Origin of the sequence: Halorubrum laminariae, from assembly GCF_024494655.1 — an archaeon.
Classification (GTDB): domain Archaea; phylum Halobacteriota; class Halobacteria; order Halobacteriales; family Haloferacaceae; genus Halorubrum; species Halorubrum laminariae.
The window spans coordinates 64,348-86,631 of sequence record NZ_JANHDL010000010.1 but is presented as its reverse complement, the minus strand read 5'-3'; the positions used below and the strand labels follow the sequence as shown (position 1 = coordinate 86,631).

The following is a 22,284-nucleotide window of genomic DNA, read 5'->3' as shown; positions in this document are numbered from 1 at the left end:
GACACGTATTAAATAACGGATATAGGCTTGATACCCTAGCTATTGGTGAGGAGAGAACGGGACCCGAAGAAGACTGCAGTCTGAATTAGGAAGAACCACGGTGCCGTCTGCTCAAGAAAGTATTCAATTATCGTCTGTCCGGAAACGAGCCAATACTTTTTTATCTTGACCGCCGAATTGCTACCTGAGATGAGCGCAACTACCGAGTCCGACGGGGACCAAAGTATGAACCTGGAGCAGCTCAACGGTGCTGTGCTCACGTACGAGACCGCAGATGGTGAAACCGTCACCGTTGAATTCGACGAATAGGCTGTCTTTTGGCGGCTTTTCTCTGAAGTACTCTATTAGCTATTTTGTGAGAGCGTAACAGTGTCAACGCCGAGGAGTTCTGTGAACTTCCATGTCTCCCCATTAGAATCAGGGAGTAACAAATACGCCGAGTCTAAAGCCGTGGTGAGACATAGTGCTACGTAATCGTGCCAAGACAGTAAAGCGTCTTCTCCCTTCTCCACGTTATTTTGAAGAAGGGCTTGGAGGGACGATGACGCAGCCGCGCGTACAGCGGGTTGAGTTTCATATTCGACGTTCTCTGCATGAGAGATGTTCAGGAGTTTCCTGCTGAAATCACCCGGAGCAGATTTTGAAACCGAATTTTCAACGATATACTCAGCAGGAACGACGAGCGTGATGCTTGGTAACTCGCTGTGAGCCAGCGAAAGAACATCATCAGCGACGGGATTAAGGAATTCGTCAGTGAGGAAATCGTCTGAGCTATCGAGATACTGGGGGAGGTCTTCGATTACCGCTTTTGTCGGAACGAGGGTAATGCTCTGACTATGCGCATAGCATCGTTCACTATCGGTAGATCGGACATACGGTAGAACTTCATCGTTCGAAACCCAAGATTCGAGGACGGAATTAGCATCCCTTGTCGAGGTCGTCCCAGACTCCGCGATAGGTGCAGCAGTGTCAGTATCCAGCAGTTCGTCTATCTCAGCAACGATTTCAGCGTGGGTAACGAGTTCTGACCCGATCAGCTCAAAAATATCTTCAAACGAGGATTCATCGTCGACACCAGAGGACAAACCATCTAGCTGGGCAATATTGAAAGAGGGTGTATCCGAGAGTCGGGCAAGCTCAGCAAGTGACTCGTCCCCGGTCACCAAGGTTGCGTCCTGCTGATTAGAATAAGCAAGAACCTGCATATCGGCAACGTCACCATTTGCTAAATCAACCGTGATTTCTTCGGGTGGTGTCTGAACTTCGACCTCCAAATAGTCGAGCGTATCCAGCAACGACAAGATAGACATATTTTCGAACCCTTGCTCATTCGTTGCCGCTGTAGCGCTGCCCGCATCGGGGTGTTTGTTCATTTCGAATAGCACTGCCCACGGGACGTGAATAGTGCTGTCGTGGAAAAAGCGATGTGAGAATATCGTATTCAGGATGCTCGTAGGGGTATCATCAGTGTGATCGTGATACAGTGAGTTCGTATCGAACGTCCAGTCATCCTGCTGAATCCGCCGAGGCTGTTGGACATCAGCAGGTTGTACTGTGTAATCCTCGACATCAAGCTGCCCCTCAATCATTCCATTGACAGCCTCGATAATCGTCTCCACGTGGTCGATATCGGTAGGGGATACCCATGAGAGGTGATCTCCGTTCGCCGTCAGAACGAGGGTTACCTGATCGAAGAGTATGTAAATCTGATCGCCATCACGTCGCAACGGAAATCCGTCTGCTTCGCCGGAGTACCTGGTATGAGATACCAGTGATTCGAACGTTGGATTTGCATCGAGAATGGCGTCGTGGATTCTGTCTGCTGTGAGTCCTGTCGTCGGCGTCCCATCGGCTTCGAGAAACTGTACATTCCGCTCCTTTCCTTCGACAATATGGAGCGATTCCTCGGTGACCCGAATCACTTCCTCGGTTGGATCAGTCGTCGTCGGGCCAACGGCGGCTCGATACCCTGGAATCGAATAGTTCCACGTGGATTTGAAATATTTGACGTCGAGAATGGTCTCACGAAGCGACTCGATTTGCGATGGCTGCAGGTCCTCTCCATAATACGTGAAATACACGTCATCGGGCTCGTCAATATGGCCGACATATTTGTGCGCATCAATTAACTCGGGACCATTATTAGCGAGATACCGAGGGAACCGGTCTTTTTCGAGGATGAAATACGGGGATGAAATGAGATTGTTCGGATCACGTTCACCGTGAACGATTTCCAGTATCCCCACACCGATGAGCATCTGCACACCCGAGTCAATTTGCGTATCGAGCTGGCGTTTTAGAGAATGGAGATACGAAAGGAAATCGTCGCTGGTAGAGAGTTCCGCCTTATTCTCGTCGACGCAGTCGAACTGGTCGAATTCCGTGATTTCGTCTTGGATATCTCCAAGCGAGAAGTAACTCCCGTAGACACGTGCTTGCATCTCAGGGGATGAGCGGCCAACCATGCTGTCCTCAAAAGGAGCAACCATGCCGAACGTCGTCTCTTCCCGCCCGTCTACATCGAACGTCAATTCGACCACGTCACCAACTTCAAATTGGTACTCCTCGATCAAGGGCTCGGGAAGAATGATTGAATAGGGGTGTGCAAACGAGGGAAGATAGGATAGGTCGGATAGGTCGGCAAGATGGTCAATCAATTCCTCATATTCGTTCCGAATCTCTGTTACGTACGAGGAAGAGCTATCGACGTAGGAGGCAATTGTAGCAGAAGATGCGTCGGGAGATCCAGCGCTTGCGTGAACAATTGAGCGTTGGAGTGGGGTTAGATCCGGCGGAGCTTCGCTACTCATGGCCAGGTCATACTGCCGCATCGGAAAATACGTACCGGAAGCACAGCGGAAGTAGAGGACGAAGATCGAGCCATAGAGGATTCATGGTGTAACTTCTTGCCAATCTTCAAGTATCCCCTGCGCCTTCTCGTTCCTATCCCGAGTTCCCCATGGAAAGCGATTCTCTCTCTCAGCGGAAGGCTCAATTGGACAAGGAAGAGCGTGAACACCTCGAAGACGTCGTCACCGAGATGCGCGAGCGGGTCGAGGATAACGTTGAGTTCCAGCTCACACAGAAAGGTCTGGATGACGAACCTGAGGACGTCGACTCGCTGGACGAGGACATCCAACAACTTGTAGAGGCGATCGAACTCGAAGCCGTCGACGGCGAAACTTGGTCGGAAGCCTTCGATCAGTACGTGACTGGCGTGGGTTACACGATCGTCAATCGTCTGGCCGCGCTGCGCTGTATGGAAGTGCGGGGGTTCATCGACGAGGAGGTCACCGTCTTCAAGGATAACGGCCTGACGCCCGCCGCCGAGACCCTCGTCCATAAGGAGTTCCTGCTGGAGGATGAAGCAATTCTGGAGGCGTATCACAACGCCTGTGACGATCTCGCTGAGGAAATCGAGATACTGTTCGATCGTTCCTCGGCGTACAGCCTCATCGATCCCGACGACGACACCCTCGAGGAACTCTGCGGGATGCTCGACAGTGTTGACGACGAAGTCTGGCGGGCCGACGACGTGCTCGGCTGGGTCTACGAATACTACAACGTCAAGCTGCTCGACGATCTGCGTCGCAAGGGCGACCGCGAAGGGCTCGAACCCGAAGACGTTCCACCAGCAAACCAGTTCTATACGCCCCACTGGGTCGTCCGGATGCTCACCGACAACTCGCTCGGAAAGCTCTACCTTGAACACACAGGTGAGTTACAAGACGTCGTCGAAGCGCAGGAGGAGTTCTCCCCTGACGAGCGGAAGAATCGCCCTCTCTCGCCTGATGGATCACCCGATATTGCTGACTTCTGTACCTACCTTGTTCCGTCTGAAGAGGAAGGTGAGCCCACCGACTTCGATCACCCTGAAGAGCTTCGAGTCATCGACCCCGCTTGTGGGAGTGGCCACTTCCTGCTGTACGCCTTCGACGTGCTGGAGCGAATCTGGCGCGCCGAGACCGGCCTGGCTGACGAGGAGATTCCACGAAAAATCCTCCAGCACAACCTCTACGGCGTCGACCTGGATATGCGCGCCTGCCAGCTCGCGGCGTTCAACCTCTATCTGAAGGGACGAACTCGGGCCGAGGCCGAGGGTGCTGATGGTTTCGATATGCCGGAAGTGGGCATCGTCTGTGCTGACGCGACAATCGCCGAGATCGACGGTGTTGAAGCGGTGTTCGAGGAGGTCGCTGGCGACGACGAAGATGTCGAGAACGCGCTGCGGCGTATCCTGGACGCCTTCGAGGAAGTCCATGGGCTCGGGAGCCTACTCGACGTGCGTGGGACCCTCGGCGACCTGTTCGAAGACGACAGCGACGTCGGAGGCGTGCAAATTACCCTCGGCGACGACCCGCGGGAAAGCCACACACTCGGGCAGGTTCTGCACAGTCTGCGCGAGGCTGTGGAGGAACATCGGGAATCGGACTCATTCCTTGCGCAGGATTTGCGGAGTTTCGTGCGGCTACTGGATATTCTAGCGCAGGATTACGACGTTGCGCTTATGAATCCGCCGTATGGGTCTAAGGGACGAATGCCAACCCGAGTGCAGAATTATGTAGAGGCCAACTATCAATATTATCCGAATTATTATGTCTCATTTTTCGAGGTTTGCAACCGTTTGAGTAAGCGTGACGGGCGTATAGGAATGCTCGTTCCGCGGACGTTTATGTTTCTAAGTAGCTACGAAAGCTTCAGGGGCAATATCATCGGTAAAGAAGGAGGATTCGACTTCCTCGCTGAGTTTGGGAATGGTGTATTGGATAACGCCACGGTTCATACTGCAGGAACAGTAATTCGTTCCAGCCAGAAACAGCAGCAAGGTTCGTTCTTCCGCCTCTACGACCTCCCGGGCTCAGAAAAAGAGTCTGCGTTTGTTGACGTGATCTCTGATGCAGATTTGAACAAAAAGAGGCGTTTCGACGTTGAGTTATCCACGTTTGCGGATATTCCTCGCACACCTATCTGTTACTCGACTCCAGCACCGGTCAGAGACTTATACGATACTGACGTACTACTTGATGCGGAACACGCAGGTGTTGATGCGCGGTCAAAGTTCACCGCCGTTCCAGGACTTCAAACGTCCAATAACGCAAGATTTCTTCGGGCACACTGGGAGACAAAAAGCGCAGACACGTTTCGCCCGTTAACTAAGGGTGGAGAGAATGCCTGGATCACACCACAGGTGACAGATATGGTTGAATGGGGAGAAAGGGGTACGATGATCCGCCGGTCGAGCCCATCATTCCGAATTCGGAACGAAGAGTTCTACGGAGAGCCCGGGCTGACTTGGAACCTGATTAAACAGACCGGTCGCCGTTTCGGGTTCTACCCAGGGGGGTTATTCAGTGTTAACGGCCTTATGTTGTTCCCCCGGGAAGATGCTTCCCTCTGGACAACGATGGCCATACTCAATTCGGACTTATATCACATCCTATTCTTGTCACAAACTATTGAGAGGAACTGGAATCCTGGAGAAATTGGTGCAGCACCGTGGATTGGCGATATCGTCGAATCCTCTGAGTTCGAACAGTTATCAAAAGAGCAGTACGAGGTAGTTCTCTCACAACGTTCAGCCGAGTCTACAAGTCCATATTACATCGCACCAACACTCTATCCGAATACCGATGTTACGTTCTTTTTCGACCATCCCCACGCTGAGATAGCTAAAGAACGGTACGAAGTCGACCGAACAGAAATTTCGGAGGGTGCTTCAATTAAGGTAGCCGCTCGGGAGGCAGAGAAAGGAAAAATCCGGAAACGAGCCCGATTGGAAGCGATCTCGGAGAAAGTAGATGACGCAGTTTACGATGCTGTCAACATTTCTCCGAAGACTCAAGAGGAAATCCGCGAAGAAATCTTCCTCCGTACTTCAGAATCCCCAGAGGATCGCGAAGTCCCTGACCCAGAGTCGGTCCCTGAAGTCCCCGGGAACGTCGACAAACAGGTCAAAGACCTCGTTCACCACTTCGCGATGGAGGCCGTCCGCGAGGAAGACGACGGCGTCGTCCCGCTACACGGCGTCGACGACCAGCCGAACATACTGGACCGCATCGTCGAGCGATTTGAGGATGCCTACGGTGTGTACGCCGGGGACCGACTGGTCGAGGTTGACGAAATTCTCGGCACCGAGTCCGCCGCCGAGGAAGCCTACCCCAACCTCCGACGATGGATCACCGAGAACCTGTTCGACTACCACGTAAGCCAGATGGAAAACACGCCTATCGTCTGGAAGTTGACAACCGAGCGTCTACTCGCCGACTCTACCGGTGAAGGGTTCGCGTGTTTCGTTGACTACCACAGCCTCGGTTCAGGGCTGTTCGATCGTCTCACGAACCAGTACCTCGAACCGCGGAAGGCCGAACTGCGCGAACGCCGTAGCGCCGCAAATCGCCGCCGGAGTGACGACTCCCTCTCTGCAAGTGAACAGGCCGAGGCAGCCGAGCAGTATGAGCGCTGCGCGAGTGGACTCAACCAGATTAGCGTCTTCGAGGACGTGATTCAGGAATTGGGTAGCACTGACGAACGAGACTTCGACGACGAAGACCGCCAACACGTAGAGGAACTAGCCCCAAAGGTCGCCACTTTCCGCGAGGAGACTCGGGAGCGCGTGGAAACGCTGGCGGAACTACGCGAACGCAACGGCGAAGAGTGGTTCCAAGACACATTCTCAGACAATTTCTGGAACGCCGTCGACGAATGGCGCGAGGAGTGGGTCGACGCACTCGAAGAACTCGAGCGTGCCTGCGAGCAGTACGCCAAACCGGTCGATGAGCCTGTCGAGGCACACCTGGCTGACCTGTTTGACTACTTCAACTGGCGGCTCAAGGGATCTGACCACTACTCCAGTACGGGTATCCTGTTTATGACCTACTACTTCGAGCGCGAAGGTGCTGACTTGCTCGATGAGGACGGTCAGCCGTACGATAATCTAACTGAGGACGAACGACTGCTCGCCTCACTGGCGATGGGGCTCGATGACTCCTCGATCGTCGATGAGGAGTACCTGGAAGAGATGGCCGACGAAGAGGATGTTGCGAAGGTCGACGACCTTCCCCCGCTCGCTGAATTCAAGGCACTGGCCGAGGAGATTGATGACCGCTGCCAAGCTGTGGACAAACGTATCCCATCTGATTGGTCCGATCGCGCTCTCTCAGAGATTACGACTGCTGGCTATCAGCCGAACCGTAAACACGGCGCCGAGATCAACATCATACCGCTTGCCGACGCCGAAATCGTGCCGGAAACAGTCGACAGACAGGTACTATGATGGAGGCACACATCTTTGCAGAGCGGTCGAATACGACGGCTGAACATCGTGACCAGCCAGTCAAAGAGTATTATGAAGGGCTCTTTGGTCAAGTTGCAGGCCTGTACGACGAACTTGCAGAGTTGGTAGGTTGCCACTTGTACGTTCTTTCCAGGGAGTTTGGCGTCGCCGGCGGAGAAGAGAGAATGTCTGCTGTATATGCAGGCGTACAGGATTCTGTCGGAAGTGAAGGTATGGTCGAACAAGCGAGAGCTGAGCTCCTTGATGCCGCGGCCAACGCAGATGTAATGGTTATCCTCTTATCAACTGACGTTTTCCAACAAACAGTTGAGGAGGTATGGGACGAACTTGTTGAAGCAGCCAAGCCAGAGTCGATCTGGTGTCTCGGTGCCGCTCGAAGTTCGCTTGAGGGGTTTGACTTTGAAGAGCTGGAGGCGAAGGACTGTACTGTCCTCACCTACCAGCGTGTTGGTGTCGCTCGAATTGGTACTGATACGCGCGAGGAACTACTTGAAGCCGTGAAACAGAAAGCTACCCAATAACTATGCCCGCGACGAAAACCCTCCCACGGTGCGCTGAAGACGCCATCGAGACTGCCATCGATAAGGCGGCTGACGAGGATCCTGTCGTGCTCTGGTGGGATGACGGTGGCTATCTTCGCGACATTGTCAAAAACGTCAGCCACTCGGTGGGCTGTGAGTTCCACGCAGCCGAACAGACGCCGCTGGAGCTACGCGCCGACGCACCCCGCGACCGAACCGTCTGGTACGTGCCACAGGCGCACAGCGACGACGTAGACTGGTTCAAAGACGTCGAGAACACCGGTGGTGTCGTCGAACAGCACATCGGCAAGCTTGCGGCACGCTGTTTCGAGAACGACCGCATCCAAGCCGCCTCGATTCGCACGGCCTACGAAGACGCTGACGTGAGCGACCGCGAGCAGGTCGCGAAGACACTCTTCCGAGAACTCAACGGCGAGGGCGGCCTACCGACGCTCCAGGGCCTCCAGACGAAGATCGTCCTCAACGGGCACGACGACCCAGTCCAGTTCGTGCTCGAACACGGCGCCGAGAATCTGCCCGACGATTCCGACGACCTGCTGAAGATTCGTGATCTCCTCGTCGACGACGGCGTCACAGCCGTCGAAGGGGTTACCGATGAGGACGTGCTCGTCACGCGTACACGACGCTGGGCGGTCGCCGAGTGGCTCGTCGAGGAGGGTCTCGATAAGTCTCTCCTCGACGCCGAGTACCGGCCTGAATCCAGTTCCGGACTGGGAATCTCTCGGCCCGAACTTCAGTCGCTGCTGAGCAAGGTCGATTCCGAGCGTGCCGAGGAACTGGCGCACGTCTACCTCGACCCTGATGCCCGTTTCTGGCACGATGTCCTCCGCACCTACGACGACCCGTGGGAACTCGCCGATTGTCCCGTCGACGCCTCGCTCGAACACGAACTCTGGGACGAATGGACGCAGTCATTCCACGACGGCGACTACGAGACGTGCGCAACTCGAGCATCTACCCGCCACCAGCGTCTCGAAACGACCTACGGCGACGTCCCGTGGACGTGCGTCTGGGAGCAGGCCGTCGAGGTCGCCAAGCTGGCGCACGAACTCGAGACGTGGGAGGAACGCGGCGATACGACCGACGTCGTCGACCTCTACGGCGATGTCGACGAGGGGACCTGGCAGATCGACAACGCCGTGTACAATCTCATCATCTCGGGAGAGCCCGAGAACGACCTCCCCGAAGAGCACCCCGCCACGGCGACGCTCGACGACTTGCGGACGTCGCTGACTGAGTCACGCTACCTCGACTACCTCAGCGATCTCGGTGATCTCGTTGTCGACCAAATCGAGGATGGCTCGCCGTTTGTCGGTGAGAACTACGCCCACCAGTTCTTCGACCAGGAGCAAGAACACCTCCAGAGTGGCCAGAGCGTTGCGCTGTTCATCGTCGACGCGCTGCGTTTCGACCTCGCCCACGAACTGGCGGAGTCCGTCCGTCGTGAACTCCCCGGCCTCGAAGTCGACGAGACTGCTTGGGTCGGAACACTCCCCTCGGATACTGAGTTTGGGAAGGCCGCACTCACGCCCGGGAGCAAGTTCAGCTTCAACATCGAACTCGACGACGGGGAACTCGTTCCGGAACGCAACGGCCGCGAGATCACTAACTACCAGCGCGAGAAGATGCTGAAGGACGATGGCTGGAGTTACATCATGCAGAGCGAGGACGACGAGTCGGGGTGGAGCAACACTCGCGTTGCGTACTACTGGAACGACCTCGACAAAGCTGGTGAAAAAGAGCTAACCGACTTCGAGGCGCTGTTCAGCGACCGTATCGAGAAGATATCGGACATCATCTGCGAGAAGCTCGACCAGGGAGAGTGGGACCGCGCATACATCCTCGCCGACCACGGTTTTGTCTCGCTTCCCCAGAGCATCGATCTTGATGGTATCTATCCACCGGACGAGGCAGAGCAAGTGACGCGCCGTTGGGTGGCCGGAACAGAGATCGACGAGGATGCACCTGGCGTCCTCCTCGACGAGAACACTCATCTCGGCTACCTTGACGATGACACGAAAATTAGTGTCCTCGCTGATCCAATTCAGCGCTTCCGCAATCAGGGAATTCCCGATGCTCGCTTCTACCACGGTGGGGTTCTCCCACAGGAATTCGTGCTCAACTTCGTCACGATCACGCAGGAATGACCGCTTATGACTAACTTCGATCCCGGTGATACGGTCCTCCTCAATGGACGCACTGCCGAGGTCATTAAGACCTACTCCGTCGGCGATCTCGACTATCTCCGGGCCTACGTCGAAGACGCCGGCGTGAAGACTGTCTGTATCGATGACGTCGAGGTCGAACCCAAACGCGATCAGCTTGGGGAACTGCGCTCGGCGTCAGCCGAACAGCTACATCCCGACCACGAGTCGGTCTCGGCCGAGTGGTTCGACCTACGTTCGCAAGCCCTTCAGCTACAAATCGCCCACGAGCAGGGACAGCTGCTGAGTATTTCGAACTCACTCGTCCGTCTCGAACCGTATCAGCTAGCCGCAGTCAACTGGGTGATGCAGAAGCTGCGCCAACGTGCGCTCATCGCCGACGACGTCGGCCTCGGGAAGACCATCGAAGCGGGTCTCATCCTCAAAGAGCTCACCGCTCGAAATCGTGCCGACCGCGTCCTGTTCGTCGTCCCTGCCCACCTCCAGAAGAAGTGGATTCGTGATATGAACCGCTTCTTCGACATCGACCTCACGCCGGCCGACCGGCAGTGGGTCGAGGGTGAACGCCGCAGACTCGGCGAGGAGGCCAACATCTGGGACCAGGACCACCAACAGATGGTGACGAGTCAGGCCTTCCTCCGACAGGACGAGTTCCAGCCGGCCCTCGAGGAAGCGTTCTGGGACGTCGTGATAGTCGATGAGGCGCACAAGGCCGCCAAACGAGGCGATTCGCCCAGTGAGACGTCGAAGATGGTCGAACGGGTCGCCGGCAACTCCGACTCCTTGCTGCTGCTCAGCGCGACGCCACACGATGGCAAGGGTGAGGCGTTCCGTTCGCTCGTCGAGTACATCGACCCGTTCCTCGTCGCCGAGGACCAGGATCTCTCGAAAGAGGCCGTCGACCGCGTGATGATTCGGCGCGGGAAGCAAACGCTGTACGACGATGACGGCGAGCGCATCTTCCCCGACCGCGACGTGAATACGGTTCCCGTGGAGATGACCCACGATGAGCGGCAGTTCTACCGGGCCGTTACTGACTACGTCCAGAACGTCTACAACCGCTCCGAGAAGCTGAACGAGCCAGCGGTCGGGTTCGCGATGGCACTGATGCAGAAGCGCCTTGTCAGCAGCATCGGCGCCATCCAAGCGACGCTGAGCCGTCGCTTGGGCGACCTCGTCGACGAGCAATCGACCTCCACGAGCCTCTCAGAAGAGGCCTCTGCGTATCTCGACGGCGAAGACCTCGACGAAGAGGACAAACAACGAGCCGAGGAGGAACTCTCCGCGCTGACCGTCACCGAGAGCGATGCGCAACTCGAAGAGGAGATCGAAACGCTCCGCGACCTCGTCTCGCTTGCCGAGGGCATCTCCGTCGACTCGAAGGCCCAGAAGGTGCGTCGGTACATCCAGCAGCTGCTAGAGGAGCAACCGGACGAGAAGCTCCTCCTCTTCACCGAGTATCGGGACACGCTGGATTACCTGCTCGACCTCGTGAAGGACGAACCCTGGGCCGACGAGATTCTCGTCATCCACGGTGACGTCGACAAGGAGGAACGCGCCCGCATCGAGGAGGAGTTCAACCACGGCCAGTCCAGGCTGCTATTTGCGACCGACGCGGCGAGCGAGGGGATTGACCTCCAGCACAGTTGCCACATCATGGTGAACTACGAGCTGCCGTGGAACCCGAACCGCCTCGAGCAACGCATCGGCCGGCTCCACCGCTACGGCCAGGACAAGGAGGTCAAGGTCTGGAACTTCACGTTTGAGGACACTCGTGAGGGCGAGATCTTCGACATGCTCCAGAACAAGGTCGAGAACATCCGCGGCAAACTCGGCAACACGGCCGACGTGTTGGGGATGCTTGACGACATCAACGTCGACTCGCTCATCATGGAGTCCATCCAGAACGACGAACCGGCGAGTGCAACCAAGGAAGAACTCGAGGAGCTCATCGACGAACGCCAACGCACGCTCCAGGAGTGGTACGAACGCAGCCTCATCGACACGAGCACGTTTGACCAGGAGAGCCGGGAGAAGATTCAGGAGGTGATGGACGAGTCCGAGGATGTCTACGGGACGGAGGCCGACATCCGCGAGTTCGTCGAACGCGGCGTCGAGGCGCTCGGCGGCGACGTCGAAAAAGCTGGGAGCAACCTCTACAGGGCCCAGCTGCCACGCTCTCTACGGCAAGGAACGGACGAGGAGTACGGGCCGTTCACGTTTAGCCGAGAGTTCGCGATGGACCACGATGGTATCGACTACGTCTCACCCGATGATGATCTGGTCCAGCGGCTCATGCAGCAAATTCTTGAGAGCGAGCACGGCGATGTTGGGCTAAAGCTCCTCCCGTTCATCGACGAGCCGGGGATTGCATACAACTACCGCGTGACGTTCGAGGACGGGACGGGCGAGGTCATCCGGGAAGATATGATCCCTGTGTATGTCGATGCCCGCCATCAAGACCCCCGGCAGCGGATGGGTCAGCGTGTTGTTCAGGGTGACAGTATCAAAGGGTCGCCCGACGCTGATCGGGTGCGATCGCTGATACAGAGTCAGGATCAACTGCGAGAAGCCGCTGACCGGTACATCAGCCAGCAGGTCACGTCCTTGCGGGAAGAACTACACGAGCGCCGCCGAGAGGAGACCCAGCAAGAACTGGATGACCTCGAGGAGTATGCGGAGGCTGAACGCCAGCGAATCGAGGAGTTCATCGAGAACTATGAGCGGAAAGCAGAGGCTGGGTCAAATATGGACATCGCGATCCGTGGTCAACAAGAACGGCTCAACAAACTTGAGCAGCGTATCGAAGACCGGCGCCAAGAATTGCAGCGGAAGGCTCGGGTCATCTCACTTGCGCCAGAGGTGGAGAACGTTTGCTTTGCTCTCCCGGTCTAATCGATCCCAGATCGGGACGGGAGCGGATCGCTGCCGGCGCGTCAGACCGACTTTCGTGAAGGCTTCTCGTAAACGTCGACGGAGACCACACGCTCGGGTGGGTAGTACGAGACGGGTACGTGGCCACTGTCGAGTTCGCCACCCTGCGACGGGCCGATGCATCTAATCCATCCCTCGTCCACAATCTCCCAGTCGTCGTATTCGCGCTCGATCTCGCCCTCCCCGTGCTTGTCCACGAGGTGGACGATCACACCCTCGGTCCTGTCGTCTGCCATATTCGACGTATCGAAGAGGTGTTTGATTAGCGTTCTGTAGTAACGTGGCTGGTTCGTCCTTTTGAACGGTCAATCCCCTCCACAACAGGAGATCTCGCACGGACGGTCTCGCAATCAGGACGCCATCGACTACCTGGCCCTCGGCGACAGAATGCGCATACGAGAAAGTGGTTCTCCCGTTAATGAGCCGATTCCGGAAAATCCCGGAAAACTTGGTTTTCCACAATTAGAAATCGCACGACAGCAGGGGGATACGACAAGTAAAATGGAACTGAATAGATGGTTTCCGGAAACAACCCAATCACGTTTTTAGTACTAGCCAGAAAACCAGTCTATCAAGCAACGATGATCCGCGATGCTCGCGTTCTCCGCGCCGGGTTCGTCCCTCGGGAAGTTGAGCATCGCGACGCCGAAGTCAACCATCTCTCCAGCGTTCTCGAGCCCATCACGAACGGGGAACCCGCCGACACGGCCATCGTCACCGGGCCCAGCGGCGCCGGCAAGACCTGCATCTCGAACCACGATGAACGACGGGGATCACGGAGAGTAGATTCAGAAACGGTCATCATCGGGAAGTGGGAACGAGCGAAACATGTGAAAAGAGGTCCACGGTCATCGATCGATTGGTGTCGGGAAGGGTAGATTTCGACTGGAATATCGGGTAGGCAGCGATGGTAGCAGGGAGAGGGCAACCAGAGTTGCCAGTATTGCCAATAATACCGTCGTTTAAGTACCTCTCTCACTCCACCATTGCCAGTAACGAGGGGAGAATGGACAGGAGGGCAGAAGATGTCACGTCTCTAGTCTAGTTACTGTTATCTAAACCTACTATAGCTAGTCGAGTTTTCGCTAGTACGGGTTTGGTTTAACATACAATATATTAAAAGTACCGCTAATTAGAGAGGGGGTCAACGACCCCCTCCAGTTGTTGCAAAGGTTTACTGGCAATAGTGGAGTGTGTGTGTTTTATAAGCGAGGGCGGTACTGGCATAACTGGTTCGAGTGGTGGGTTAGTGGTGATACTGGAACCCCTGGTTTTATGATGGCTCTTCGTCTTGAGTCCGCCTATGGGCCGATTCAATCGAGAATCGTTCATCATCCAGGATAAAGACGTCCTCCGGGATGATTACCAGCCAGAGACACTCGAGGAGCGGGACGAAGAACTCGACGAATATGCGGCCGCTCTCCGTCCTGTCATTCAGGGCTGGCAACCGAACAACGTCTTTCTGTATGGCGTTACCGGCGTCGGGAAGACAGCTGCTACGCACGATCTTCTTGAGGAGCTGCAAGAATCCGCCGGAGAGTACGACGACGTCGATCTCAACGTTATTGAACTCAACTGTACTGGCTGCACCACATCCTATCAGGTAGCGGTCAATCTCGTGAACGAGATTCGCTCTCCTTCTCACCCTCTCACCACAGTCTCGTCTTCGCGCGAACCGATGAGCGAAACCGGGTATCAACAAAAACGCATCTTCAACGAACTCTACAACGACCTTGAGTCGATCGGTGGGACTATTCTCGTGGTTCTGGACGAGATCGATAACATCGGCTCGGATGACGATATTCTGTACGAGCTTCCACGAGCACGCTCGCAATTGGATCTCGATGTGAAAATCGGTGTGGTCGGCATCTCGAACGACTTCAAGTTCCGAGAAAACCTCTCTCCGAAAGTCAAGGACACTCTTTGCGAAGAGGAAATCTTGTTCCCTCCGTACGACGCGACTGAACTGCAGAATATTCTCAAGCAGCGAGCCGATATCGCGCTCTACGACGATGTCCTCGAATCAGATGTAATCCCACTGTGCGCCGCATTCTCTGCACAGGACTCGGGATCTGCTCGGCAGGCGTTACGGTTACTCCGGAAAGCAGCTGATATCGCCGAGAACGACGCGATGGCGGGTGGAGAGGCGGAAATCACCGAAGACCACGTTCGGGAGGCCAAGCATCAGATCCAGCGACAACAGGTTGTCGAAGGGATGCATTCGTTGACCCGGCAGGGGCAGTATGTGCTCCTGACTGTCTGCCAGCTAGCGGCAGAAGGTGAAACGCCTGAACGAACGAAACTGATCTATGAGCGATATCAAGCAGTTCTTCGAAATCACGGTAGTGAACCACTGAAACGCAGGCGGGTACACGACCACTTGTCGGATTTGAGCCTCCACGGGATTTTACGGTTGGTCGACTCGTCGAGTGGACGCGGAAACTACAACGAATACGAGCTTGATGTCTCCCTGTCGTCGGCCCTCGACGCACTCGAAAGTGAACTCGGAGAGCTCGACGATATTCGTGAAACTGCCAAGCGGCATCGGGTTCTGGAGTAACTTCTCAACCGCCAACACCAGTACTGCCAATACCCTCTCCACTTTTGCCAGTAACCGCGCAACCGTCAGTGCCAGTTTATCCAGTACCCTCTCCGGTGTTGCCAGTAACTCCCTGCCCCAATCAATCCGACTAGTTACTACCAGGACCACCGTTGCCAATTTCATCTAATAGCGTCTTACCCTCCGATTTTACTGGCAATAGTGGAGTGTCTGACAAAATCTAAACGACATTTCATTTACGAGCATTTGCAATCGCTCTCCAGTGGACTACTTATCCCGTGAGGGTTCGTGGTTCGAAGACCCAATCTTGCACGGATTCACCCCCGCACTTACTACTCGAAAACGGGGGATGTCTTCCTGTTCGAGTTCATTTGTTGTCTGGGCCATCAGTGAACAGGATTTCGTGGAGAAACGACAGAAACGTCGGGGGTGTGAGTAACCGATTAGTCTCTGTCTACGGGTATTCCTGATCACTCACGAGAGCCTCGGTACACTCGACGAGGTCGTTCTCAGTCGTCCACCGGCAGAGACGCCTAGCATCGTTGAGCATCTCGAAGATCGCGGTCTGCATTCCACTGTAGGACTCTCGACGGCTACGTTCGTGTCGATCGCGTCCGCATCTATCGTGTTGTACTCGCGTTTGAACACGTGCGTCTTCGCGAAGTACTCCTCTAGGGCTGTGAAGTAGCCCTGCTCGACGAGGAAGCAGCCCTGAGCGTGTTCGGTGACGCCCACGATGACGTCTGTGTGATCGGCGAGCAGCCGGAACTTGAGGTAGGTATTCGTCAACTCGCTTCGAATGTCGACCATCAGAAACGCGTACGCACCGGGCTGTCGGTTGAGACGATCTTTTACGAGCTGGAGACGACGGATTTCATGTTTCCCGTAGCTGCCGAGGACAAAGTGCGAATTCTTAGCTGAGAAGATCGGCGTGAGCTCCGCAACACTCTGTTTCAGGGCTTCGTATTCTTCCGGTGTGAGTGAGGCTTCGTGCAGATACTCGTCGGCTTTCTCGGCGAGTTCGTCGACAGTGACTGGATCCTCACTCATCAACTCGGGACTTCTCCCGTACCCTGCGTCTTTCACTTCGCAGACGGGGTGTCTCCCCGAACAGCTGGCCATCCGACTGAGGTACTAGTTCGTCTACTCGTCCGGATTCACTGGGGATTTGTACTTTGATTTGACGCGATCTCCTTCTCGCCACTGCCAGTAGTAGTAGCGGTTGTCGTTGATCTCCTTGATCGTGATCGTCGCCTTCGTCGGGACATCATCGGGGAGGTCATCGGGTCGCTCGTCGATCTCGTCTTCCTCCTCCGCTTCGGCAAGGCGGGCCTCGCGCTCGCGATGCTCGGCGAGGTCCTCGGCATAGTGGGCAACGTCTCGGAGCAGCTCGGGTGAATAGCCGTTGAGTGTGTCGATGACGTCGGTGGGGAGGTCCGCTGGGGGCGTCGGTGGCTCGTAGGACATGGGCCGATCTGTGTTAACCAACACAGGCGCAAACTGCATAGTTTTGTTGGTTAAGTTGCTGCCAACTGTTCTCACCGGTTCTCCAGCAGCCGTCTCACTACTCGAAACTCTCCATCAAGGAGTTTCGTCTGATGTTACAGTAGCCTCGGGAGATCTCGAACGCTGGGCGATCCTACGAGTTCGAGGGGAGACGCCCATCAGGTCGTGGGACCCGCCCCTGCTTGATCTCCTGATCGACTCGCCGGAGGTGTTTACAGCCGCCATCGGGCGTACGCTTCCGCCAGTCTGGACACGTACACGACTCGCTGATCACGTCGACTTCATACCAGTTTCCGGACGCCGATCGGACCTCATAGAGGCCACCCTTTTCGAGCAGCGAGACGGCCATCGATTCGTCGACGGCACGGCTGGTTCGCGGCTCGAGGTCGTCGTGCTGGGGCGAGTGCTCCGTGACGACCATCCGATCGCGCACGTCGCCGGAGCGGCCGCCGTCTGGGGCAACCGCAGCTTCGGGATCCTGGAGCCGATTCGCAACCAGGGCCTCGACCGGATGCCCCTCCGGCCACAGATAGTGGACTTCCCGCCGCTCGCGATGGTCGTAGGAGCCACAGGCGGCAGCGCTCCCGATCCAGACACGCCACGCCCCGAGTGCTGCCATCACGTCGACGATGACTCGCGGAACAGCGTCGTATTCGTCGGGGTAGAATACCCGGAAGCGAGTACATGCCTCCTGCGGCGGAACCGTCTCCCACCACTCGACGTCGTCGTCCCAGCTGTTGCACATCGCGTCGTCCTCTCCGTAGCCGACAGTCACGCCGTCAATCTGCGGTACCTCCACCGATGTGTCGTCAGCCTCGTCTTCGAGCAGCCGAAGGACGGCGTACCGGAGATACTCGTGTTCCGGATGGTCTGATGATTGGGCGACCTGCTCGTGGTGCTCTGCGACTCGCTCTGCCTCGTCGAGAACGGTCGTTAGATATCGGTCGGTCATAGTTCGTGGAGACGGGACTGCGCCTCCGCCCCTCGGCGGGCGCTGATAGACTTAACCAACAAATAGCGATCAGTCGTATCCTCTGTTGGTTAATTCATTTCTGCTCGAATGCTGCGCCGGATCGGACTACCGGAGCCAAGAATTATATATCTGTATAGAGATAACTCTATAGGAAATACGGGGGACAAGACTAATACCGTTAGATGCGATACCGATAACTAGCAATGATGGAGTACGTCGACGAGACCGCGGCGAAGATCATGGTCGCGGCCCGGCCGGGCGACTCGATCCGTCGAATCGCCCAGAAGATCGACGGCTCCTACTCCTGGGTCTACGACTGGATCGAGCGGTTGGAGGACGCAGGCTTCATCCGGCGTGAGGACGGCGTCTACATCGAGAATTACGCTGTCAGGGATCGCTACTACGATCTCGTCGCCGCTATTTCTCGCGCTGTTCCCCCCTCGATCGACGACGGCTACGTCATTCCGCACTTCGCCGGGATGCCCTTTGCGTACACGAAAATCGACGGCGTCTACGTCTGGACCCACGGCGGCTATCAGATCGCCCGGGGCCACGACGATTATCCGATCTTCATCCAGGTCGCCGACCGGGATGTTGAGCAGTGGACGGCATTCTTTGATGAGTTCGGGATTCCGAGCCGGATCGAAGAGCGGCCGGATGCGAGCGACTACGACGCGACCGTCTCGTACGTGTTGTTCCCGACGAGTGGGGGCATCACTCGCGAGTGGGTCGACGGCAATCCGGTCATTCCGTTGGACGATGCAATCGAGCACATGTTGGAGTACCGGGTGAACTACGAGCCGGCGTTGGAGATGATCGCTGACGAGTACGACCGCGATATTGACGCGTCCCACGAGGATCCGCGTTTGAACGCATGAGTCTCGGTGAACGCGAAGACGAGCTGCTGGATACGCTGGAGGCCGTCATTGACGCTGACCTGCCATACGTCCTCGTCGGTGGGTGGGCGATCGCGGCGTTCAATCAGCGCTTCACCACGGACGTCGACGTCGTCATTCCGGCCCAAGCGGTCGACGACTACACGGACCTTCTCACCGACCGCGGCTACGAGAAAACGGCCGATGTCGAGCGAAACGAGCTCTACGAGGGCCGTACCATCCGGTTTGAGAAGGACATCGGGAATCCGGTTCGGTTCGACGCGATGGTCGACGCGTTGGGCTGTCGCCAGACGGAAGCTGAATGGTCGTATCGCTATCTGACCCAGCACTCCGTCACCCAGGAACTGCGAACCGGGCGCCCGGTAACAGCCAGGATTCCGGAACGGGAGTTGCTGTTTGCCGTGAAACTTCACAGTGGCCGCAAGGCAGACTCCCGGGATCTGGTGGTGCTGGCTGCTGGCGCGGATTTCGACCGGATCGCGACTCATCTGCATCGCGGAGAATCCGAGAAGCTCGCTGGTCGCATCGAGACTGTCCTCAACCGCCTCACGTCGGAGGATTTCGCAGATGCATTCAAAGGAGTCTTCGAACAGCAAACGGTTCCCGAACAGGATATCGATGCCGTCGTTGAGTTCCTTCGTGACCAGCAGCGCCGAATCGATTCTGAACGATAACATCGACTGTCGATGGGTATGTCTCGGGACCGATCGAAACACACGGGGTCGGGATGCCGAACGAATTAACCAACAATGTCGACAGAGTACCCTCCGGCGTTGGTTAACAGCCGGGAAGGGGGTGTTCAGCCCTCTACAACTGTGTCGATGATTTCCTGAGCGGTCGAACTGATCCGGCCGAGACGCTCCTGAATACTCTCCGCATCGTCGTCCTGCCACGCGGCAAGATAGAACGCTGACCCGCTCGTATCCAGGTTGAAATACCGCCCGACGATGTACGCAACGGCTTCCGCTTCGACCTCGCGTTTTGCGCGCTCGGGCTCGTCGTCGCCATCGAAATGAAGCAGCGCGTGGGCGTACTCGTGAACCAATGTCACCGCGAGATCGGCCTGATTTGAGCGGGCTTTCGCTTCGACGACGGGCTGGCCCTCGTGGAGAGTCCGGTGTTTGCAGACGCCTTTCGCGTCGCCATGCTCCCACTCGGCAGCGTCGACGACACGGACGTCGATATCGAGAGTAGTTGCCGCATGGAGGAGCGCTGGCACCAGGTCGTCGGCGTCACCAGCTGCCTCGGTTTCCAGCTCGGGTAGCGGTTCGCCCTCGGTTTGAGACACGTCGAAGACTGCCGTTGGTTTGAATCCAACCAGTCCTTTCGACCACTCCTCGGGCGATGTCTCGTCATAGTCACAGTCGCTTTGCTCGTGGTAGCTCGGTGAGTTCTCGCACTCGGGGCACTGCTTCGTAATAATGGGTGCCCAGATCCAGATCGCCTGTTCGCCCTCTTGGACGTGCCGGTCGAACTCCGATCTCCACGTATTGTAGCCCGCCACGCGGGTCGCCTCGGGACACTGGAGTTTGATCAGGAGGGTGTTACGATGAGAATAGTCGTGGAATCGGGACTGGACATCGAGCCACTCCTGGAACTGTTGGCTGGCTTTTGCCTCGTCGACGTCTGCGACGAGATCGTCGATCCAGTCTTCGATCGTACTGTGCATCTTGTCGTGTCGGGTGTCGGTCTCCTCGAACGAGACCCCCGACTCACTGGCTGTCATCATGGATTGCATCACATCGAGTACGACGACGTCTCCGAGAAGTCAGGACGCGCCGCACCCCTCGGGGGCGCACGATAAACATCGGCGCGACTTCGGGGGGTTTAGATCGGAGCTGCTATCGGAGCGCTGCTTTCTCGTCAGCGAAGCCGACCGTGACGAGGTACTCAAGGAACGCGTCGAACTGGTCGACATCGCTCGGCGTGTCCGTCGCGAGGTGTCGTGCCCACTCGATGGCCCACTGGAACGCAGGATCGGTCCCGCCCTTACCATGTATATACCACCAGCGGGCGGCCTTCAGGACGACGAGCGGATTCGTCGGCGGTTGCTCGCTTGCGAGTCCACGAGTGATCGACCGAATCTCCTCGGGTACCTCGGCGGGGTCGACCTCGCCTGATTGGGTGTTCGATACGTCGACTGGAATGTCGTCAATCGAGACATCGTTCGGACGCTGTTGTTGACTCACGGAAAATCACCTTCTCGGAGGACTTTTTGGATCGAGCCCTCGCCCCCTCCGGGGCGCGAAAAACCACTCGTAGCGTCACGCCGGTGGAATGTACACGCTCTGCTCGCTGGCGATCTCCTCCAGGTTGTTCCGATGGCGATGTGAGAAGTAGCACTCGTAGCTGCAGTAGCCACAGAGCACGCCGGTATCATACTCAGCGATGAAGGGACCGCGTCGAGTCGTCCAGACGTTCGCTTCGCATTCGGTACACACAGCGCTATCGAGATTGGTCGGTGACGGACCCTCGTACTCGATTTCGAGGATGTCGCTATGTGGCGTTGAGTCGGGCCAGACGCCGTGAGACTGCCAGAAGGCCTTGATGCGGGCGAGACTGTGTCGGACTGTCTTCCGAACTGTGACGTGGGAGGCGTCACGACCGCTATCATCCCAGCCGTCAGCCGTCCAGAACTCCCCGAACTGCGCGCCGCGATGCAGCCCGTTCCAGTCGAGGCCGACGATGTCGGCCGGTGGGTCGTCCGTGAGTGTCGGTCGGGTCAACTGCTGGATGACGTCCCACTGTTTCGGTGGGCTGCCCCCCAAGATGTGAACACGACGGCCACGCCAGTCGGTCGGCTCGGAGAACTCGTGCGCCAATCGGTCGGCGTACCCCCGCGAGTAACCGAGCACGAGGTCGTTCGGGATCGTGTCGATCACCTCGCGACACTTTGGGACGATGATGAGTTCTGCGTCGGGATAACTCGCCTGAACTTCGCGGGCAGCGGCCACGTACTCGTCGACGTCGTCTCCCTCGTACACATCTCCGATCACGCCAACCTTGGGTTCGTATTCGAAAAATCGGGCGACGTACCGATCCAGATCGGGATTCCGAAAGTCGTTATCGAGCATCCCGACGGGGATGTTCAGGTCCTGATACTGGGTCTGCTGGTACCCACAGTCTTCTCGGAACCCAGGCAAGAATCCGAGCCGATACGCATCCAGAGCGAACGGCGCTCGATGGAGGAACGCCACGACGTCGGCTTGTCTGGCAGCGGTGATGTCGCGATCAGTACTGCTGCTGGAGTTGATTTCGAGCGACATGAACATGGGCTGCGAGGGCGAATCCAGCCGCCCTGCACCCTCTCTGAGGGGCAATAAACGGAGCCGCAGTCCGCTATTAACCAACACTAGTCTCCAGAACCCGCACATCGTTGGTTAATATAGAGACGACGTAGCCACCGTGTCCGCT

At 56.8% G+C, this 22,284-nt stretch carries 14 protein-coding genes and 2 pseudogenes; 8 read left to right on the top strand and 8 right to left on the bottom strand.

All coding sequences use genetic code 11. The annotated features are described in order from the left end of the window. Positions 1-344: 344 nt before the first annotated feature. Positions 345-2,810: a hypothetical protein gene (locus NO887_RS14535; protein WP_256418941.1), complete on the bottom strand. Its 2,466-nt coding sequence runs from the start codon at positions 2,808-2,810 to the stop codon at positions 345-347. Between the two features lie 149 nt (positions 2,811-2,959). Between NO887_RS14535 and pglX the strand changes: the two genes are divergently transcribed. From pglX to NO887_RS14515, 4 genes are read left to right on the top strand one after another with little or no spacing between them, the layout of a single operon-like run. Next, positions 2,960-7,273 (top strand): BREX-5 system adenine-specific DNA-methyltransferase PglX, encoded by a 4,314-nt coding sequence (pglX, locus tag NO887_RS14530; protein WP_256418940.1) that lies wholly within the window; start codon positions 2,960-2,962, stop codon positions 7,271-7,273. Next, positions 7,270-7,815, top strand: a complete 546-nt coding sequence (locus NO887_RS14525) for a hypothetical protein (RefSeq protein WP_256418939.1) — start codon at positions 7,270-7,272, stop codon at positions 7,813-7,815. Before pglX ends, NO887_RS14525 begins: the two co-directional genes overlap by 4 nt. A 2-nt stretch (positions 7,816-7,817) precedes the next feature. Beyond that, positions 7,818-9,983, top strand: coding sequence for a BREX-5 system phosphatase PglZ (gene pglZ, locus NO887_RS14520; RefSeq protein WP_256418938.1), 2,166 nt, complete (start codon positions 7,818-7,820; stop codon positions 9,981-9,983). 6 nt (positions 9,984-9,989) lie between these two features. Continuing rightward, the gene (locus NO887_RS14515; RefSeq protein WP_256418937.1) at positions 9,990-12,896 is read left to right on the top strand and encodes a helicase-related protein; all 2,907 of its coding nucleotides are present in this window, start codon (positions 9,990-9,992) and stop codon (positions 12,894-12,896) included. A 41-nt stretch (positions 12,897-12,937) separates the two neighbouring features. Here NO887_RS14515 and NO887_RS14510 read toward each other — a convergent pair whose 3' ends face one another. Next, on the bottom strand, positions 12,938-13,171 hold the full coding sequence (locus tag NO887_RS14510; protein ID WP_235167923.1) for a hypothetical protein: 234 nt from the start codon (positions 13,169-13,171) through the stop codon (positions 12,938-12,940). A 345-nt stretch (positions 13,172-13,516) separates the two neighbouring features. Here NO887_RS14510 and NO887_RS14505 point away from each other — a divergent pair. Next, positions 13,517-13,750 (top strand): annotated as a pseudogene (locus NO887_RS14505) (AAA family ATPase); the annotation flags it as partial. A 488-nt stretch (positions 13,751-14,238) separates the two neighbouring features. Further along, complete coding sequence (locus NO887_RS14500) at positions 14,239-15,495, top strand: orc1/cdc6 family replication initiation protein (RefSeq protein ID WP_122106730.1); 1,257 nt, start codon at positions 14,239-14,241, stop codon at positions 15,493-15,495. A 454-nt stretch (positions 15,496-15,949) separates the two neighbouring features. Here NO887_RS14500 and NO887_RS14495 read toward each other — a convergent pair. The 3 genes and pseudogenes from NO887_RS14495 to NO887_RS14485 all read right to left on the bottom strand — a co-directional run bounded on the left by NO887_RS14495 (position 15,950) and on the right by NO887_RS14485 (position 17,953). Continuing rightward, positions 15,950-16,545 (bottom strand): annotated as a pseudogene (locus NO887_RS14495) (DUF8170 family protein). Between the two features lie 93 nt (positions 16,546-16,638). Continuing rightward, positions 16,639-16,962, bottom strand: a complete 324-nt coding sequence (locus NO887_RS14490; RefSeq protein ID WP_122106741.1) for a DUF6788 family protein — start codon at positions 16,960-16,962, stop codon at positions 16,639-16,641. Between the two features lie 172 nt (positions 16,963-17,134). Next, positions 17,135-17,953 carry a hypothetical protein gene (locus NO887_RS14485; RefSeq protein ID WP_137685134.1) on the bottom strand — a complete coding sequence of 273 codons (819 nt, stop codon included), beginning with the start codon at positions 17,951-17,953 and terminating at the stop codon, positions 17,135-17,137. Between the two features lie 227 nt (positions 17,954-18,180). On the opposite strand from NO887_RS14485, the gene NO887_RS14480 reads away from it, so the two are divergent. Further along, positions 18,181-18,852, top strand: a complete 672-nt coding sequence (locus tag NO887_RS14480) for a helix-turn-helix domain-containing protein (protein WP_137685141.1) — start codon at positions 18,181-18,183, stop codon at positions 18,850-18,852. Further along, positions 18,849-19,544 carry a nucleotidyltransferase domain-containing protein gene (locus tag NO887_RS14475; protein WP_137685133.1) on the top strand — a complete coding sequence of 232 codons (696 nt, stop codon included), beginning with the start codon at positions 18,849-18,851 and terminating at the stop codon, positions 19,542-19,544. Before NO887_RS14480 ends, NO887_RS14475 begins: the two co-directional genes overlap by 4 nt. Positions 19,545-19,669: 125 nt before the next feature. Here the strand turns inward: NO887_RS14475 and NO887_RS14470 are convergent, their stop codons facing one another. The 3 genes from NO887_RS14470 to NO887_RS14460 form a co-directional block, all read right to left on the bottom strand. Then, positions 19,670-20,599: an ArdC-like ssDNA-binding domain-containing protein gene (locus tag NO887_RS14470; RefSeq protein WP_137685132.1), complete on the bottom strand. Its 930-nt coding sequence runs from the start codon at positions 20,597-20,599 to the stop codon at positions 19,670-19,672. Between the two features lie 112 nt (positions 20,600-20,711). Next, positions 20,712-21,059, bottom strand: a complete 348-nt coding sequence (locus NO887_RS14465) for a DUF8013 domain-containing protein (RefSeq protein ID WP_006184811.1) — start codon at positions 21,057-21,059, stop codon at positions 20,712-20,714. 75 nt (positions 21,060-21,134) lie between these two features. Further along, positions 21,135-22,136 carry a DUF6610 family protein gene (locus NO887_RS14460; protein ID WP_137685131.1) on the bottom strand — a complete coding sequence of 334 codons (1,002 nt, stop codon included), beginning with the start codon at positions 22,134-22,136 and terminating at the stop codon, positions 21,135-21,137. Positions 22,137-22,284: the final 148 nt, after the last annotated feature.

Excerpts from the sequence above, each read along its gene's own strand:
- NO887_RS14500 (WP_122106730.1), top strand. The coding sequence starts at position 14,239 with ATGGGCCGATTCAATCGAGAATCGTTCATCATCCAGGATAAAGACGTC.
- NO887_RS14515 (WP_256418937.1), top strand. The coding sequence starts at position 9,990 with ATGACTAACTTCGATCCCGGTGATACGGTCCTCCTCAATGGACGCACT.
- pglZ (WP_256418938.1), top strand. The coding sequence starts at position 7,818 with ATGCCCGCGACGAAAACCCTCCCACGGTGCGCTGAAGACGCCATCGAG.
- NO887_RS14510 (WP_235167923.1), bottom strand. The coding sequence starts at position 13,171 with ATGGCAGACGACAGGACCGAGGGTGTGATCGTCCACCTCGTGGACAAG.
- NO887_RS14535 (WP_256418941.1), bottom strand. The coding sequence starts at position 2,810 with ATGAGTAGCGAAGCTCCGCCGGATCTAACCCCACTCCAACGCTCAATT.
- NO887_RS14525 (WP_256418939.1), top strand. The coding sequence starts at position 7,270 with ATGATGGAGGCACACATCTTTGCAGAGCGGTCGAATACGACGGCTGAA.
- NO887_RS14460 (WP_137685131.1), bottom strand. The coding sequence starts at position 22,136 with ATGTCGCTCGAAATCAACTCCAGCAGCAGTACTGATCGCGACATCACC.
- NO887_RS14475 (WP_137685133.1), top strand. The coding sequence starts at position 18,849 with ATGAGTCTCGGTGAACGCGAAGACGAGCTGCTGGATACGCTGGAGGCC.
- NO887_RS14490 (WP_122106741.1), bottom strand. The coding sequence starts at position 16,962 with ATGTCCTACGAGCCACCGACGCCCCCAGCGGACCTCCCCACCGACGTC.
- NO887_RS14470 (WP_137685132.1), bottom strand. The coding sequence starts at position 20,599 with ATGATGACAGCCAGTGAGTCGGGGGTCTCGTTCGAGGAGACCGACACC.
- pglX (WP_256418940.1), top strand. The coding sequence starts at position 2,960 with ATGGAAAGCGATTCTCTCTCTCAGCGGAAGGCTCAATTGGACAAGGAA.
- NO887_RS14485 (WP_137685134.1), bottom strand. The coding sequence starts at position 17,953 with ATGACCGACCGATATCTAACGACCGTTCTCGACGAGGCAGAGCGAGTC.
- NO887_RS14480 (WP_137685141.1), top strand. The coding sequence starts at position 18,181 with ATGGAGTACGTCGACGAGACCGCGGCGAAGATCATGGTCGCGGCCCGG.